Source organism: Pseudoclavibacter sp. RFBA6 (assembly GCF_002931575.1).
Taxonomy (GTDB): Bacteria; Actinomycetota; Actinomycetes; order Actinomycetales; family Microbacteriaceae; genus Pseudoclavibacter; species Pseudoclavibacter terrae.
The window spans coordinates 255,688-271,035 of sequence record NZ_PSUA01000015.1 but is presented as its reverse complement, the minus strand read 5'-3'; the positions used below and the strand labels follow the sequence as shown (position 1 = coordinate 271,035).

At 67.6% G+C, this 15,348-nt stretch carries 14 protein-coding genes; 5 read left to right on the top strand and 9 right to left on the bottom strand.

All coding sequences use genetic code 11. From position 1 onward, the window contains the following. The first annotated feature begins 3 nt into the window (after positions 1–3). The 3 genes from C5C17_RS15985 to C5C17_RS15975 all read left to right on the top strand — a co-directional run bounded on the left by C5C17_RS15985 (position 4) and on the right by C5C17_RS15975 (position 2,859). Entirely contained in the window at positions 4–1,326 is a 1,323-nt protein-coding gene (locus C5C17_RS15985; RefSeq protein WP_104254381.1) for an NAD(P)/FAD-dependent oxidoreductase, read from the top strand. A 64-nt stretch (positions 1,327–1,390) separates the two neighbouring features. Continuing rightward, positions 1,391–2,536: an alcohol dehydrogenase family protein gene (locus C5C17_RS15980; RefSeq protein ID WP_258066249.1), complete on the top strand. Its 1,146-nt coding sequence runs from the start codon at positions 1,391–1,393 to the stop codon at positions 2,534–2,536. 125 nt (positions 2,537–2,661) lie between these two features. Continuing rightward, complete coding sequence (locus C5C17_RS15975; protein WP_104254380.1) at positions 2,662–2,859, top strand: hypothetical protein; 198 nt, start codon at positions 2,662–2,664, stop codon at positions 2,857–2,859. Between the two features lie 37 nt (positions 2,860–2,896). Here C5C17_RS15975 and C5C17_RS15970 read toward each other — a convergent pair whose 3' ends face one another. The 8 genes from C5C17_RS15970 to C5C17_RS15935 all read right to left on the bottom strand — a co-directional run bounded on the left by C5C17_RS15970 (position 2,897) and on the right by C5C17_RS15935 (position 12,079). Beyond that, entirely contained in the window at positions 2,897–3,922 is a 1,026-nt protein-coding gene (locus C5C17_RS15970) for a LacI family DNA-binding transcriptional regulator (RefSeq protein WP_104254379.1), read from the bottom strand. Positions 3,923–4,012: 90 nt separating this feature from the next. After that, entirely contained in the window at positions 4,013–5,497 is a 1,485-nt protein-coding gene (locus C5C17_RS15965; protein WP_104254378.1) for an aldehyde dehydrogenase family protein, read from the bottom strand. 10 nt (positions 5,498–5,507) lie between these two features. Then, positions 5,508–6,287: a glucose 1-dehydrogenase gene (locus C5C17_RS15960; RefSeq protein WP_219820523.1), complete on the bottom strand. Its 780-nt coding sequence runs from the start codon at positions 6,285–6,287 to the stop codon at positions 5,508–5,510. Between the two features lie 62 nt (positions 6,288–6,349). After that, the gene (locus tag C5C17_RS15955) at positions 6,350–7,342 is read right to left on the bottom strand and encodes an ABC transporter permease (RefSeq protein WP_104254376.1); all 993 of its coding nucleotides are present in this window, start codon (positions 7,340–7,342) and stop codon (positions 6,350–6,352) included. Then, entirely contained in the window at positions 7,339–8,331 is a 993-nt protein-coding gene (locus tag C5C17_RS15950; protein ID WP_104254375.1) for an ABC transporter permease, read from the bottom strand. Before C5C17_RS15950 ends, C5C17_RS15955 begins: the two co-directional genes overlap by 4 nt. After that, positions 8,328–9,878, bottom strand: coding sequence for a sugar ABC transporter ATP-binding protein (locus tag C5C17_RS15945; protein WP_104254374.1), 1,551 nt, complete (start codon positions 9,876–9,878; stop codon positions 8,328–8,330). The genes C5C17_RS15950 and C5C17_RS15945 overlap by 4 nt, the downstream gene beginning before the upstream one ends. Before the next feature lie 34 nt (positions 9,879–9,912). Further along, a complete protein-coding gene (locus tag C5C17_RS15940; RefSeq protein WP_104254373.1) occupies positions 9,913–10,977 on the bottom strand; it encodes an ABC transporter substrate-binding protein in 1,065 nt (354 codons plus the stop codon). Between the two features lie 31 nt (positions 10,978–11,008). Further along, positions 11,009–12,079 carry a mandelate racemase/muconate lactonizing enzyme family protein gene (locus C5C17_RS15935; protein WP_258066248.1) on the bottom strand — a complete coding sequence of 357 codons (1,071 nt, stop codon included), beginning with the start codon at positions 12,077–12,079 and terminating at the stop codon, positions 11,009–11,011. Between the two features lie 387 nt (positions 12,080–12,466). Here C5C17_RS15935 and C5C17_RS15930 point away from each other — a divergent pair, with 387 nt between their 5' ends. Continuing rightward, on the top strand, positions 12,467–13,279 hold the full coding sequence (locus C5C17_RS15930) for a tyrosine-protein phosphatase (RefSeq protein ID WP_104254371.1): 813 nt from the start codon (positions 12,467–12,469) through the stop codon (positions 13,277–13,279). Here C5C17_RS15930 and C5C17_RS15925 read toward each other — a convergent pair. Then, positions 13,220–14,215, bottom strand: coding sequence for a DMT family transporter (locus C5C17_RS15925; protein WP_219820522.1), 996 nt, complete (start codon positions 14,213–14,215; stop codon positions 13,220–13,222). The two genes, C5C17_RS15930 and C5C17_RS15925, sit on opposite strands and share 60 nt — an antisense overlap. 125 nt (positions 14,216–14,340) lie before the next feature. On the opposite strand from C5C17_RS15925, the gene C5C17_RS15920 reads away from it, so the two are divergent. Then, positions 14,341–15,237 carry a LysR substrate-binding domain-containing protein gene (locus tag C5C17_RS15920; RefSeq protein WP_104254370.1) on the top strand — a complete coding sequence of 299 codons (897 nt, stop codon included), beginning with the start codon at positions 14,341–14,343 and terminating at the stop codon, positions 15,235–15,237. Positions 15,238–15,348 lie beyond the last annotated feature (111 nt).

Genomic DNA, 15,348 nt, shown 5'->3' with positions numbered 1-15,348 from the left:
CACATGGCAGAACACAACGGAACGACCGAGCAGGTCGACGTGCTCATCGTCGGAGCAGGGCTCGCGGGGCTGACCGCGGCGAGGGAGCTGCAGGGCGACTCGCGACGCGTGCTCGTCGTCGAGGCGCGGGACCGCATCGGCGGGCGCCTCTGGACTGACGACCGTCTCGGTCAGCACCTTGAGCTCGGCGGGAACTGGATGCACTGGGTGCAGCCGCACGTCTGGGCGGAGGTCGCCAGGTATGGGCTCCGGATAGGACGAGGGCCGCGATCCGAGGAGACGTACTGGCTCGCCGGCGACCAGGTGCGAAAGGGAGACCTCGCCGGATTCATGGAGGTCATCGACGACGGCATGGAACGCCTCGTCGGCACGAGCAACCAGATCCTGCCGCGCCCCGACCAGGTCGCGACGAGCGACGAGTTCAAGGCGGCCGACAAGCTGACGCTGCAGCAGGCCCTGGACGCCCTCGACCTCGACGAGGAGACCCGCAACGCAAACGAGGCGGCCTGGGTCGGGCACACCAACGCCCCGCTCGACGAGGTCAGTTACTCGGCCGCGGTGCGGTGGACAGCAGCCACGGGCGGCAAGTGGCACCTCATGCACGAGGCCAGCGCCATCTACCGGCTGGAGGACGGCAACGACCAGCTCCCCAACGCCATCCGCGCCGACTTCGCCGGCGAGGTCCGTCTCAACACCGCCGTCACGGGCATCCGCCACGACTCGACCGGTGCCGACGTCACGACGAGCGACGGGGCCGTGATCCGCGCGCGCCGAGTCGTCGTTACCGTTCCCCTCAACGTCCTGCACGAGCTCCCCGTCGAACCGGCGCTCAGCGAGGAGAAGCTGCGGGCGAGCCGCGCCGGCACCGCCTCGCAGGGCCTCAAGCTCTGGATCCGCGTCAAGGGGCCCATCAAGCCGTTCTTCGCGTACTCGAGCCAGGCGCATCCGCTCTCCGTTGTGCGCACGGAGTTCGTCGGAGCGGAGGACGCCGTGCTCGTCGCGTTCGGAGCGTCCGGGTCGCGGCTCGACATCACGTCGATCGAGGCAGTGAGTGACGCGCTCAAGACCTGGCGCGACGACCTCGAGGTGCTTGAGCTCGCGGCCCACAACTGGATGGAGGACCCGCTCGCCCGCGAGACGTGGCTCATCCAGCGGCCCGGCGAGTACACGGCAAGTCAGGCCGAGCTGCAGCGCTCAGAGGGCGCGCTGCACTTCGCGAGCTCCGATTGGGCGAACCTCTGGGCCGGCTTCTTCGACGGGGCTATCGAGAGTGGCCTGAAGGTTGCACGCGACATCAAGGCGGAGCCTAACCAAGCACGGGCCTGAGCCTGCCCGGCCGCGCCCTGCCCACCTATCCGACACAATTCACTCGCTCAACGAGGAGCTCATCTTGACCGTCTCTCACGCGAAGATCCCAAAGACCATGACGGCCGCAGTGCTCACCGGCCACGGCGGCTTCGACAAGCTCGAAGTGCGCACCGACTACCCAGTGCCAACGCCCGGCCCGGACGAGGTGCTCATCCGGGTACTTGCCTCCGCGGTCAACAACACCGACATCAACAGCCGTATCGGCTGGTACTCGAAGACGGTGACCACCGGCACGGAATCCGGAGGCAGCACGGGCTTCGCTGACCTCACGGACGAGGACGCGGCCTGGTCTGGGAGTGCGCTCGGGTTCCCGCGCATCCAGGGCGCGGATGCGTGCGGCGTGATCGTCGCCGTCGGCGAGCGGGCGGATACCACCCGCGTGGGCGAGCGCGTCCTCGTGCGCAACATGCTCCGCAGCTACGTCGAGAACCGCCCGTACGAGTGCTGGACGCTCGGCAGCGAATGCGACGGCGGCTTCGCACAGTTCCTCGTCGCGCCGGCCGCGGAGTCGTACCGGATCGACAGCGACTGGTCGGACGCGGCGCTCGCGAGCATCCCGTGCGCCTACTCGACCGCGGAGAACATGCTCCACCGAGCCGACGTCGGCGCCGACCGCGTGGTCATCGCAGGCGCATCCGGCGGCGTAGGGCTCGCTGCCGTGCAGCTCGCCAAGCGGCGAGGCGCGCACGTCATCGCCATCGCATCCACGTCGAAATGGGACGCCGTGCGGGAGGCAGGGGCCGATGAGGTGCTCGACCGGGGAACGGACATCGTCGCCGCCCTGGGGGAGCAGTCGGTCGACGTGGTCCTGGATCTCGTCGGCGGCGAGCAGATGCGAGATCTGCTCGCCGTGCTCCGGCGAGGAGGGGCGTATGCCGTGGCCGGGGCGATCGGCGGGCCGATCGTCGAGCTCGACCTGCGCACGATCTACCTCAACGACCTGCGCCTCCTGGGCTGCACGTTCCAGGAGGACGAGGTCTTCGAGAACCTCATCGGCTACATCGAACGCGACGAGATCCGCCCCATCGTGTCCGCCACCTACGACGTGGCAGACATCGAAGCAGCCCAGAAGGCGTTCCTCAGCAAGATGCTCGTCGGCAAGATCGTGCTGCTGCCGCCAGCCGACGATGCCGAAAGCGACGAGGCGACAGCGACTTCAACGAAGTAGAGGCCGGTGAGCTGGCTGCGCTGCCCGAAGACAGCCGCCGCGCCGCAGCGACTGTCGGTTTCGGTGCATCCAGGTGCTGTTGGGTGGAGTGACCCCCGATCGCCGCGACGAAAGCGAGAACCCAATTGCAGACCCTCGGAACCGTCCTGCTCGCCGTCGGATTCCTCGCGCTCGCGGGAGCGCACCTCATCACCGACCCGACCGCCCTCGACGCCAACATCGGCGCGGGCTTCCTCACCATCGTCGGCCTCATCACCGGGGCGACGGGGCTGCTGGTCTCCGTCATCGGGGCCCTGCTCGGCACGCGCCGCCGCCGTCGCTGACGTCCTTGCGCTCGCGCCTGGGCGCATCCACAGACGATCACTGGCGAGGCGGTGCTGTCGAGTCGCGCTCGATGACCTCCGCCTGCTTCGTCAGGACCACATCCTTCGGGGCGATGCCACTGAGCTGATCGAGGAGTGCATCCGTCGCCGCAGTCCCCAGCTCCTGCAGGGGAAGGGCCATGGTCGTCAGCGATGGCTGCAGATACGCGGCAACCGGCATGTCGTCGTAGGAGAGCAGCGAGACGTCCTCTGGAACCCGCTTGCCCAGGTCATGGAGGGCTTTCAGCGCTCCGATCGACTGGGGCAGCGTGCCCGCGTAGATGGCCGTCACTCCCGGATCCGTGTCGAGAATGCGCTGCGTGGCGACATACCCGCCCGCCTCCGTGTACGGCTCGTGCACGACGCATGGCCGTGTGATCCCGAGTGCGACGGCTTCGAGGACAAAGCCCCGTTCTCGTTCTCGCGCTGGGGAGACATCCCCAGGTCCCGAGATGTGCCCGAGAGTGCGATGGCCAAGGGCATACAGGTAGTCGAGTGCCGTCTTGCTGGCATTCGCCATGTCGACCCCCACGTTCCTGTTGGACCCCGTCACGGTCCGGTTCACGAAGACGTGCGGCACGTTGTCGAGCCGCCCATCCTTGAGAAGAGGGTGCTTCTCCCTTGCCGACGCGATGAGGAGGCCCTCCACGCGCCCGGCGCTGACGAGGTCGGTGTAGTCCGACTGCGTCTCGGACCACTCCGCGTCCTCGGCCAGCAGCACGACGAAGCCCCGCTCCCTGGCACGGAGGTACGTTCCTCGCGCGATCCGCGCATACACGGCGTTGGTGAGATCGGGAACCAGCAGTGCGATGGAGCGTGTGCGGGCACCGGCGAGCGCCCGCGCGCCCGCGTGCGGCTCATAGTTCAGCGCGAGCGCGGTCTCGAGGATCCGCGCCCGCGTCTCGTCCCTGATGCTCAGCGTCGTGTCACCGTTGAGCGCCCGGGAGACCACCGACTTCGTGACGCCAGCCGCGTTGGCGACGTCGATGAGGCGAGCGCGCATCGGCTGGGGGGTGGCGTTCATGGTGCGGCCGGCTTTCGCGGTGTGTCGGGACTCGTGCGTGCTGAGCGGTGCGAGGCCCGACGCTCGCGGCGCCGGCCCTCGCCCCCCAGGCTATCCGGCCCTTCTGGCGTACTCCGTGTAGATCGTCTTGCGACGGGTGTACCGCTCGAACCCGTGAATGCCGTCGTCTCCGCCGAGACCGGACATCTTCCAGCCCGCGTGGAACCCCTGGACTTCTTCCGGGCCGATCCGGTTGATATAGACCTCGCCGAACTCCAGGTCGTCGGTCGCGGACATCGCTGTGCGGATGTCAGTCGTGTAGACGTGAGAGGTGAGGCCGTACACGGTTGAATTCGCCCACTCGATGACCTCCTCGTACTCGTCGAAGACGATGATCGGCAGGACCGGACCGAACACCTCCTGCTGGACGATGTCCATGTCGTTCGTGACGTTGGTGAGCACCGTTGGGGCGAACCAGTAGCCAGGGCTGTCCTCCATGCCGGCGGGTGCGCCACCGCCGAACTCGAGCGTCGCACCTGCCGCTACAGCGCGGTCGACGTGCTCTTTCACCTTCTGCCACTCCTCCTGAGAGACCTTCGGCCCCATCTGGGTCGCCTCATCCGTCGGATCGCCGACGACGAGATCGCGCGTCCGCTCGAGGAATCGAGCGACGAACTCGTCGTAGACGCCGCGCTGCACGTACGTACGCTCGTTGCAGGTGCACACCTGGCCGCAGTTCATGAAGCGCGCCTCGAAAGCGTGGTCGACGGCGAGGTCGAGATCTGCGTCGTCGAAGACGATCACGGGAGCCTTGCCCCCGAGCTCGAGGGAGACGGGGATGACCTTCTTCGCCGCGGCGGACAGGATCTCCTGCCCAGCCCTCGTCGACCCGGTGACGGTCACCATGCTGACGAGCGGATGCTCGACGAGCGCCGCGCCGAGTGTGCGGCCTGGCCCCGTGATGACGTTGACGAGTCCGTCAGGCACCCCGGCGCGTTCGAAGACGCGGGCGAGTGCGAGTGACGACAACGGGGTGACTCCGCTGGGCTTCACGATGATGGCGTTGCCTGCCATGAGGGCGGGCGCCACCTTCCTGGAGAAGATCGCCGCCGGGAAGTTCCACGGGATGATCGCCGCGACCACACCGACGGGTTCCTCCCGGATCACGAGCTGCTGGTCGCGGTTCGACGGGGCAGCGAGTTCGCCGATGTTCCGGTACTTCTGGCTGATCGCGTAGCCGAGGAACCCCTTCACTCCCTCGATCTCGCCACGGGCCTCGACGATGGTCTTGCCCTGTTCGGCGACGACGATCTGCGCGAGTTCCTCGGCGTGCGCATCCACCTGCCTCACCACTTCCTCGAGCACGGATGCGCGGTCCACGTAGGAGCGCTTGGCCCACACGCGCTGCGCGACGCTCGCCTGTCCCAGCGCGGCATCGATATGCCCGTTCTCGCCGACCGGGACGCGAGCGATGACCTCGCCTGTCGATGGATTGTCGACCGTGCTGGTGCTGTCGGTGTGCACCCAGTCCGCGCCGATGCGCATTGCGGGCTGCGCTCCGAGAAGTGAGCCGGTTGCGAAGATGTCGTAGGTCATGGGGTGCCTTTCAGCTCATCACCATCCCGCCCTCGACGTTGTACGTCTGGGCGGTGATGTAGTTGGATCCCGGGCCGGCGAGGAAGATGGCGAGGGGCACGATGTCTTCCGGCACGGAGGTGCGGCCGAGTGGCACGTCTGCGGACTTCTCCTTGAACGTCTCACCCTCCGCCTTGCCGGTGAGATCGCCGAACTGCTTGTCGACCTGCTTCCAGTAGGGCGTGTCGACGATGCCGGGGGCCATGGCGTTGACGTTCACGCCGTACGGGGCCATGGCGAGGGCGACGGACTGGGTGATGGAGATGACGGCCGCCTTCGAGGCGCAGTAGGCCGAGACCAGGGCTTCGCCGCGGCGTCCCGCGATGGAGGCCATGTTGATGATCTTGCCGCTGTTCTGATCACGCATCGGCACGCAGGCGGCCTGCGTCAGGAACATGAGCCCCTTGACGTTGACGTTGAAGATCCGGTCCCACTCATCCGGGGTCATCTCGTCGAGGGGCTTGATGAGACCAACCCCCGCGTTGTTGACGAGGATGTCGAGGCTTCCGTGCTCGGCGACGATCTCGTCGACGACCCGCTTCGATTCCTCCGTGCTGCTCACGTTGAGCGACTTCGCGGATGCGGAGCCACCCGCCGCTCGGATCTCGTCGACGACGGTGTTGGCGCCGTCGAGATTGAGGTCGGCGATGACCACGTGGGCGCCTTCCTGCGCGTATCCGAGTGCCATGGCGCGGCCCATGCCTGAGGCTGCTCCGGTGATGAGTGCGATCTTGCTGTCGAGGGTTCCCAAGGGAGTTCTCCTTCGTTGTGGGATAGGTGGGGGTGGAACTGGAGTGGAGCCTGGGCGGGCCGTCATTGCCTTCGGCGGTTCGAGAGGACGCCCTGGACGACCACGGCGAGGACGAGGAAGAGGCCCGTGACGAGGTCCTGGTAGTAGGCGTTGAGGGTGCCGACCTGGTTGATGATGTTCTGGATGATGCCGATGAGCAGCACTCCGAAGAGCGCGCCGAGCATCGTCCCGACGCCGCCGGTGAGGAGCACGCCACCGATGACGGCTGCGGCAATGGATGTGAGCTCGTACCCGGTTCCGAGTGTCGAGACGCCGGAAGAGAGGCGCGAAGCCAGGAGAGCTCCGGCGAGACCCGCGAGCGACCCGCTGATGACGTAGACAGCGACCTTCACGCGGCTCGTGTTGCTGCCCATCATGCGCGCTGCGTCCTCGTTGCCGCCGAGCGCAAAGAGATCGGAGCCGAACGCCGTCCGGTTGAGCATGAGGCCGGCGATCGCGAAGGCCGCGAGCAGCACCCAGATCAGGTTGCTGATGCCGAGGAAGGATCCGTTGCCGATGGCGCTGAACGCACTGTCGGCGTCGATCACGATGCTCGACGATGCAAGTGCGACCGCGATGCCCTTGAACGCGAGCAGGGCAGAGAGCGTGACGATGAAGGGCGCCATTCTCGCCTTGCCGATGAGCAGGCCATTGAGCAGGCCGCCGACCGCACCGACCAGGATGGGAGCCAGGAGCGCAGCCATCCACCCGTACGGTGCCGCCAGGGCGGCGATGACAGTCGCCAGCCCCACCATGGAGCCGACCGAGAGGTCGATGCCGCCGGAGATGAGCACAAGGCTCTGCCCGATGGTGATGAGTCCGATGAAGCAGGCCGCTGTGGCGATGGCCGACAGATTGGCGGGAGTTGCGAACGAGGGGAACGCGATGGCTGCGACGATGCAGAGGAGCAGCACCGCCCCGATCACGCCGTGGGATTGGGTGAGCTCGAGCACCCGGTTGCGGCGCTGGGCGGTTGGGCGCGGGATGGCGGCCGTCGGTGTGGCTGGGGTGGTCACCTGGTGTCCTTTCTCGACTGCTGCAGGTAGAGCGCGGCGATGATGAGGACCGCTTTGAGGACCTGCGCGAATGCGAAGTCGATGCCCCGCATGACGAACGTGGTGTCGATCAGCTGGAGGAAGATGGCCGCTGCGACGGTGCCCGGCACGGAGATTCGGCCTCCGACGAGCGGGGTGCCGCCGATGACGACTGCCGCGATGGCCGTCAGCTCGAAGTTGAGGCCGATGAAGCTCGGGTCGGAGGCGCCGATACGAGCCGAGACCATGAGGCCTGCGATCCCGGCCAGAGCGGCGCTTATCGTGTAGATGGTGAGCAGCGTCGCGTTGCGCGGCGTCCCGGCGAGGTAGGCGGCGCTGCGGTTCGACCCGGTGAACAGTGCGTACCGCCCGAATGCTGTCGAGCGGACGACGATCGCGATCGCTCCCGCGACGGCGAGCGCGAAGAGGGCGACGACGGGGATCCCGAGGAATGTGGCATTGCCGATCCAGGTGAAGACACCGCCGGCGGGAATCGTGCTCCGCGAACCTCCCGAAACCGCCTGAGCAAATCCTCGGACCGCCACGAGGAGACCGAGACCCGTGATGAGCGGGTTGATGCGGGCGAAGGCGATGAGCGAGCCGTTGAAGAGCCCGATGAGTGCCGCAGCGGCGATCGTGATGAGGATCGCCGCGACCTCGCCGTAGCCCAGGTAGAGCGCGACGGTCGCGGAGGCGAGCGCCATCACCGATCCCACAGACAGGTCGATGCCGCCCGTCCCGATGGCGAGGGTCTGGCCGACCGCGATCATGATGATCGGTGCCGCCGAGAAGAGCAGGTTCTGGAAGGTGAAGGCGCTCGCGAAACCCTCGGTCGCGACCAGGTTGAACACGAACAGGAGCACGAGCGCCGCGTAGACGGAGTACTTGCTCGCCCACGTCGCAAGGGTCTTGCCCGGTGTCGGTCCACGGACGAGGCCGGTGGTGCCAGCTGCAGAAGTTTGCGTGCTCATGCTGTTTCCTCCATCGTGTGAGTCGCTGCGCTCTGACCCGACAGCAGCGAGATGACGGAGTCGTAGTCGACCTCGTGTGGGAAGACCTCGCCCGTCACGGCACCCTCGCTGAGGACGACCAGGCGGTCGCAGAGCGCGAGGAGCTCCTCGGTCTCGCTCGAGGTGACGACGACGGCGATGTCCTTCTTCGCGAGCTCCCGGATGACGCGGTGCACTTCGGCTTTCGCTCCGATGTCGATGCCGCGGGTCGGGTCGTCGAGCAGGATGACCTTCGGGCCGAGGGAGAGCCAGCGTCCGAGCAGCACCTTCTGCTGGTTGCCTCCGGAGAGCTCGTTGATCGCCTGGTCGGGTGCGGCCGCCTTGATCCGGAGCTCATCGGAGAACTCCCGGAAGACGTCGTTCTGCGCGGCTCGACTCACGAAGCCGAGCTTCGAGATACGGGTCAGGATGGCGGCGGTCATGTTCTCCCTGATGCTGAGGCCCGGGAAGATCCCCTCGGTGCGGCGGTCCTCGGAGAGGTAAGCGATGCCAGCGGCGAGCGAACCAGACGGGGTGGCCTTTCTGAGGGGAGCGCCGTCCACGATCACGGTTCCGGAGTCGGGCTTGACGGCACCGAAGATGGCCTTGCACGTCTCCGTGCGACCCGCACCGAGCAGACCGAGGAGGCCAACGATCTCGCCCTTGCGGACGTCGAACGACACGTCGCGGACGCGAGTGCTCCAATTGAGATTCCGCACCGACAGCCCGACGTCATGGGTGGAGATCGCGTCGATGCGCTGCTGCGCGGCATCGCGGTCGAGCACCCCCTCTTCGAGGTCGACGCCGCCAAGCATCGCCTTCACGAGTGCCGGCCGCGGCAGCTTCGACGGAGTGCTCTCGGTCACGAACGCACCGTCTCGCAGCACCGTGAAGCGGTCGCACAGTTCGTACAGCTCTGACATGCGGTGGCTGACGAAGAGGATGGCGGTACCCTCGTCGCGCAGCTGCCGAATGACGGAGAACAGCGTCTCGATCTCGTAGCCGTTGAGCGCGGAGGTCGGCTCGTCGAGAATGACGACCTTCGCCTCGAACGCCACCGAGCGGACGATCGCAACCATCTGCTGCATCCCGAGTCCGAGCTCGGAGACCTTCGACTTCGGGTCGAGACGCAATGCGTATCGATCGAGGATCTCCTGCACCTGCGTGAGGGCCGCCCGCTTGTTCAGGATCCCGGCCACCCGGGGCTCCCTGCCGAGGAGGATGTTCTCCGCGACCGTTCGCTCCGGGATGAGATTGACCTCCTGGTAGACCGTCGCGATGCCGGCGTTCTGCGAGTCGAGGGGTCGGGCGAAGCTCACGTTCTCGCCCTGTAGCAGGAGCTCGCCCTCGTCCGGCTTGTGGAAGCCAGTGATGATCTTGATGAGCGTCGACTTCCCGGCGCCGTTCTCGCCGTTGAGCCCATGCACTTCCCCTGCGTAGAGGTTCAGAGAGACGTCCGTGAGTGCGCGCACGGCGCCGAAGGTCTTGGTGATTCCGCGTGCCTGCAGCACGAGTGATGTGTCAGCCATGACTGCCAATCGAGGTTCGTCGGCCGCAGCCGGCTCAGTAGGCCGCGCCGGAGTCGAGTGCCTCCTGCGCGTTCTCGCTCGTGTACAGGGCGTCCTTCATGATGATCTCCTGCGACACGGGCTCGCCCGCGAACCACGAGGTGAGGGCGTCGACGGCGGCCGGGCCGAAGCGGGGATTGGTCTCGACGACGGCGTAGATGTTGCCGTTCGCGATCTCGGTGACGGCGTCGGCCGTGCCGTCGATGGACACGATCGAGACATCAGCGCCCGGATCCTTGCCGAAGTTCGTGAGCGCGGTCACCGCACCAAGGGCCATCGTGTCGCTGTGCGTGTAGACGGCGGTGATGTCCGAGTTGGCGGAGACGATCTGGCTCAGCACCTCCTGGGCCTCGCTCGTCGACCAGTTGCCGGTCTGCTGCGCGACGATCTCAAGGCCCTCGTGCTTCGCGATCTCTTCGGCGAAACCCTCCGTGCGCAGCGTCGCGACGTCGCTCCCGGGGGCACCCTGAATTTCCGCGATCTTGCCCTCCCCGCCGGTCGCCTCGACGACGGCCTGTGCGGCTCGCACCCCCTGCTCGTAGAAGTCCGAGCCAAGGAACGTCAGGTAGTCGTCGCACGGCGTGCCCTCCGACTGCCGGTCGATGGTGACAACGGGGATGCCCTGCGCCTGAGCGTCCGCGAAGGCACCCTGCAGGCCGGTCGAGCTGATGGGGGCCACGATGAGCGCATCCACACCCTGGTTGATCATCGACTGGATGTCGGTCAGCTGCTTCGCCTGGTCGCTGTTGGCGTTGGTGTAGACGAACTCCGCACCCGCGCCCTCCACGGATTGGCGGACAGACTCAGTCTCGACGGCTCGGAACGGGTTCTGCTCGTTCTCCGACTGGGAGAATCCGATGACCATCTCCGACATCTCCATGTCGCTCGGGGTGTCGTTCACGCAGGTCTCCGCTGACTGGGACTCGACGACCTGCGTGGCTCCGGTCGCCGCCGGTGCGCCGCTCGCGCCCGCGCCGTTCTCCAACGGCGCCGTGCAGGCGGTGAGGCTGAGGGCTGTGGCGGCAGCCGCGGCGAGGAAGATAAAACGTCGTTGTTTCATGATGCTCCTTGTTGTGTTCTGGGGCGCGCGATCAGGCGCGGTGGGGTTCGAGGGCCGCGAAGTCGAGGTCGATTCCGTGGCCGGGAGTGCTGGGGGCTGTGACATGCCCGTCGACGATGGGCATGGGGTCCGTCATGTAGGCCTCGAGGCTGAAGCCGTGAGCTTCCATATAGGTGCGGTTGGGGGCGGCGGCGAGGGCGTGCACGGTGAGGTCATGCACGCCGTGGCTCGTCACGGGCAGGTTGTGCGCCTCCGCGAGCGAGGCGATCTTGCGGAAGACCGTGTACCCGCCGCAGTTCGTCACATCCGGTTCGGGGTAGCTGAGCGCCTCCGAGGTGATGGCAGCTCGGAACTCGTGGAGCGTGTGGAGGTTTTCCCCTCCGGCGATGGGGATGCCTCCTTCGCGGAGGATCCGCTGATGGCCGGGAAGGTCATCCGGGATCGTGGGCTCTTCCAGCCAGACGAGGTTGTACTCGCGGAGCTCACGCGCCGCTGCGATGGCCTGGTCCGCGCTCCATCGCATGTTGGCGTCGACCATGAGCGGGAAGCTGTCGCCCAGGTGCGTCCTCATCGCTGCGACTCGATCGATGTCGTCGCGCATGCTGTCGCGACCGACCTTCATCTTGATGGCTCGGAAGCCGGCCTCCTGGAACCCGTCGGCCTGGTCGAGCAGCTGGTCGAGACTGAACTGCAGATCGATGCCACCTGCGTAGACGGGAACCTTCGGGTCGTAGCCACCGAAGATCTTCCAGAGAGGTTCTTTGACCCGTCGACCGAGGAGGTCCCAGAGCGCGATGTCGATCGCCGAGATAGCCGAGGTCTGATGGCCACCGCGCCCCGCGTAGTGGAGCTGCCACCAGAGCTTCTCCCACAGCTGCTCGATGCGGTTGGCCTCTTCGCCGACGATCGCATCTGCCATGTAGTCGTTGATCATGACAGCCACGGCCCGCCCTCCCGCGTTGACCGTGTACGTGTAACCGAGGCCCTCGATCCCGTCCTCGTCGCGGATTCGCACGGTGATGAGCTCGAAGTCGTCCATGTCGCCGTGCATGCTGTCGGTCAGCTTCACGGGCAGGGGTACTCGGTAGTGGTCAGCAGCCACTGATTGGATCCTCGCCATTGGGGCCCTCTCGCTAGTCTTCGAAAACGTTTAGAAAACCGGTTTCCTTTCGTAGAGAGTGACACCAGTCGGCGACCGTGTCAAGCGCTCGACCGGACGATGGACGAGGTCGGTGCCACGCGCTACCATGCGCCCCACAAACCTGCGTCCGCCCCCCGACACGGTCTTACGCCCCGCGACGCCGGTCGTACCGGGTCGGGGTGGTCGCGAGCCCGGTGTATCCACACGAGAGACGCAGCCTCCCGGCCCGGTGACGGTGGGTCTCTCGTGCCGATGCACCCGGTTGAGGTGTCCGAGGGGCCGCCGAAGCCAGGGGGTTGGTCTGACCCGCCTCGCTCGAATGTCGGTGCCCGCGTCTAGGGTGATCGCATGACGACGGCGACTTCCCTCGAGGGCACCTTCAACTTCCGCGACACCGGTGGCATGCCGGTCACATCCGGCGGTGTGACCGCGCCTGGTATCTTCTACAGATCGGATGCGCTGAGCTCGCTCACCCCGAAGGGGCTTGAGGAGCTCGCGGCGAGCGACATCGGCACGATCGTCGACTTCCGCACACCCGCCGAGCGGCAGATGGCGCCAGACCGCCTGCCCGTGAGTCGGCCGTTCCAGGTCGTGGAGCTTCCCCTGCTCGAGGGTGCCGTCACCGGCCTCGTCCAGCAGGGGCTGCAGTCGGCTGCGCGTGGCGGCGACCCCGCCGAGCAGGCGAAGGCGATGGATGCGGTGCTCGCGCAGATCCCGACCCTGGGCGCCCTCTACGTGGAGATGCTCGAGCACAGCGCGACCACGTTCGCCGAGCTCGCGCGACTCGTCGCATCCGCGACCGTCACCCCGCCGAGCGCCGTGGTCGTCCACTGCACGGCCGGCAAGGACCGCACTGGCGTCGGCTCGGCGCTCGTGCTCGAGGCGGTCGGGGTCGAGCGGTCGGCGATCATCGCCGACTACGCGTCCTCCGAAGCCAACCTCTCAGGGGAGTGGGCCGAGCGCATGTACGGCATGGTCGCGCAGTACGGCCTGCCGCTCACCGACCAGATCAAAGACCTCGTCGCCGCGACGCCCCCAGCCGCGATCGAGCACGCGCTCGAGTGGGTGGATGCGCAGGGCGGTTCGGCGGCGTACCTGCAGTCAGGCGGGCTCACCGGTGCGGAGCTCGCCGCGCTCAAGGGGCGCCTCACCGGCGTCTGAGCTCGCCGCCTCCTGACTCAGCGCGCGGGGTGTCGAGCCGGAGGCTGGAGGCGCGGCCGCCACGGTCGCGGAGGTGGCTCGCCCTGCCGAGCGCTCGACGCCGATGCCAGCGACGATGACCAGCACGAGGCCGACGACCGGCAGCAACCCGGGCACCTGATGCAGCAGCAGCAAGCCGATGACGAGCGCGACCGCGGGCTCGAGGCTCGTGAGGGTGCCGTAGGCGGCGGCGGTGATGCGCCGCAGCGCCTGGATCTCGAGCATGAACGGCACGGTCGGCAGGAGCGCGGCCAAGCCGAGGCCGGCGAGGGCCGCCTCCCACGTGAGCAGCGGGATGGTGCTCGGCGCCGCGATGATGCTCGCGATGACGGCCGCGACAGGAATGGAGACGGCCAGGCCGCGTACCCCGCTGAGCTCGTCGCCCACGCGCTGCGTGCACAGGATGTAGACGGCCCAGCACGCGGCGGCCGCGAGCGCATACAGCACGCCGATCGGGTCGATGTTCCCGGTCCACGGCTCCGTCAGCAGCACGACACCGACGGCGGCGATCAGCGGCCACAGGAGCGCCCGGCCCCGACTGCGCAGCACGGCGACCGCGAGGGGGCCTAGGAATTCGAGGGCAGCGGCAGTGCCGAGCGGGATGCGGTCGATCGCGAGCGTGAAGAGCAGCGTCATCCCCGAGGTCGCCGCGCCGAGCACGACGCACGCGAGGAAGCTGCTGCGCGTGAACCACGCGCGTCGCGGCCGCACGATCACCAGCACGAGTGCCGCCGCGAACACGAGGCGGATCCAACCGGTGCCGAGCGGCCCGAGCTGCTCGAAGAGACCGGTGCTGAGCGCCAGGCCGAGCTGCACGAACAGCATGGCGCTGATCGTCATGAGGGTGCCGGAACGGGCACTTCCGCGTGGAGCTGGCGGAGACGTGGACGCGGTCATGGACCCAGGATGGCGCGCCCGTGCATCCGTGTCCACGCGAGAAATACGAACGCATCGTTCGCGGTTCGCGCACAATGGCTCCGTGGGCGCCTGGCCCGCGGTCCGGATGATCGGCGGGAGTCCACATGGAGACGCGACGGCTCGAGTACCTCGTCGACCTCGAGCGTCTCGGCTCCATGCGCGCCGTCGCCGATCAGCACCTCACGACGACCTCTGTCGTCTCGCAGCAACTCGCGCTCCTCCAGCAGGAACTGGGCGCGCACCTCCTCGAGCGGGTGGGGCGTGGGGTGCGGCTGACCGCCGCCGGCTCGCGGCTCGCCGCACGCGCATCCGGGATCCTCGCGAGCCTCGACGAGGCGAGACGCGACTTCGACCCGGACGCGGAACCGCAGGGAACCCTCCGCGTCGCTGGCTTCGCGACCGCGGCCCGCGCGCTGTTCCCGATCATGCGCGAGCTCGCCGACTCGCACCCTGGCGTGCGGCTGGTGCTCGAGGAGCAGGAGCCGGACGAGGCACTCGCGCTCGTCGACGCCGGGCGCATCGACCTCGCCCTGGTCTACGACTACACGCTTGCACCCCTGCGCATCCCGCCCGGCTACGAGAGCGTGCGCCTGTGGGAAGGGGAGTGGGGGATCGGCGTTCCGGACAGCGTCGCGGCGGCCCTCCCCGGCGGCGGCCTCGAGCCTCTGCCGAACCGCGACCTCATGCTCGCGTTGCGCGAGCGCGAGTGGATCGGCAACTCCAGGAACAACGCCGACGAGATCGCCATCGGCGTGCTCGCCTCGCTCGCCGACTACGAGCCGAACGTCACTCATCAGTCCGACGACCTCGCGCTGGTCGAGGACCTCATCGCGGCCGAGTTCGGGGTCGGGATGCTGCCCCTCACCCGCGAGCCGCGCGACAACGTGCGCATCGTGCGGATGCAGCACCCGCCCATGCTGCGCGCATCCGCCGCCTACCTCCGCGGCACCGCGGAGTGGCCGCTGCTGCGCCACGTGCTCGACCGCCTCACCGGCCGCTGACTCCGGGCGAATCTCGAGATGGGTTCCGCGCTTCGGGATGGGTTGCAAGCCATCCCGAAGCGCGGAACCCATCCCGAAACGGGAGCGATCTCCTGACCGCAGTCCGCGGTC

Coding starts and splice junctions, on each gene's coding strand:
- C5C17_RS15920 (WP_104254370.1), top strand. CDS start 14,341: ATGGAGACGCGACGGCTCGAGTACCTCGTCGACCTCGAGCGTCTCGGC.
- C5C17_RS15940 (WP_104254373.1), bottom strand. CDS start 10,977: ATGAAACAACGACGTTTTATCTTCCTCGCCGCGGCTGCCGCCACAGCC.
- C5C17_RS15945 (WP_104254374.1), bottom strand. CDS start 9,878: ATGGCTGACACATCACTCGTGCTGCAGGCACGCGGAATCACCAAGACC.
- C5C17_RS15985 (WP_104254381.1), top strand. CDS start 4: ATGGCAGAACACAACGGAACGACCGAGCAGGTCGACGTGCTCATCGTC.
- C5C17_RS15970 (WP_104254379.1), bottom strand. CDS start 3,922: ATGAACGCCACCCCCCAGCCGATGCGCGCTCGCCTCATCGACGTCGCC.
- C5C17_RS15925 (WP_219820522.1), bottom strand. CDS start 14,215: ATGACCGCGTCCACGTCTCCGCCAGCTCCACGCGGAAGTGCCCGTTCC.
- C5C17_RS15965 (WP_104254378.1), bottom strand. CDS start 5,497: ATGACCTACGACATCTTCGCAACCGGCTCACTTCTCGGAGCGCAGCCC.
- C5C17_RS15930 (WP_104254371.1), top strand. CDS start 12,467: ATGACGACGGCGACTTCCCTCGAGGGCACCTTCAACTTCCGCGACACC.
- C5C17_RS15950 (WP_104254375.1), bottom strand. CDS start 8,331: ATGAGCACGCAAACTTCTGCAGCTGGCACCACCGGCCTCGTCCGTGGA.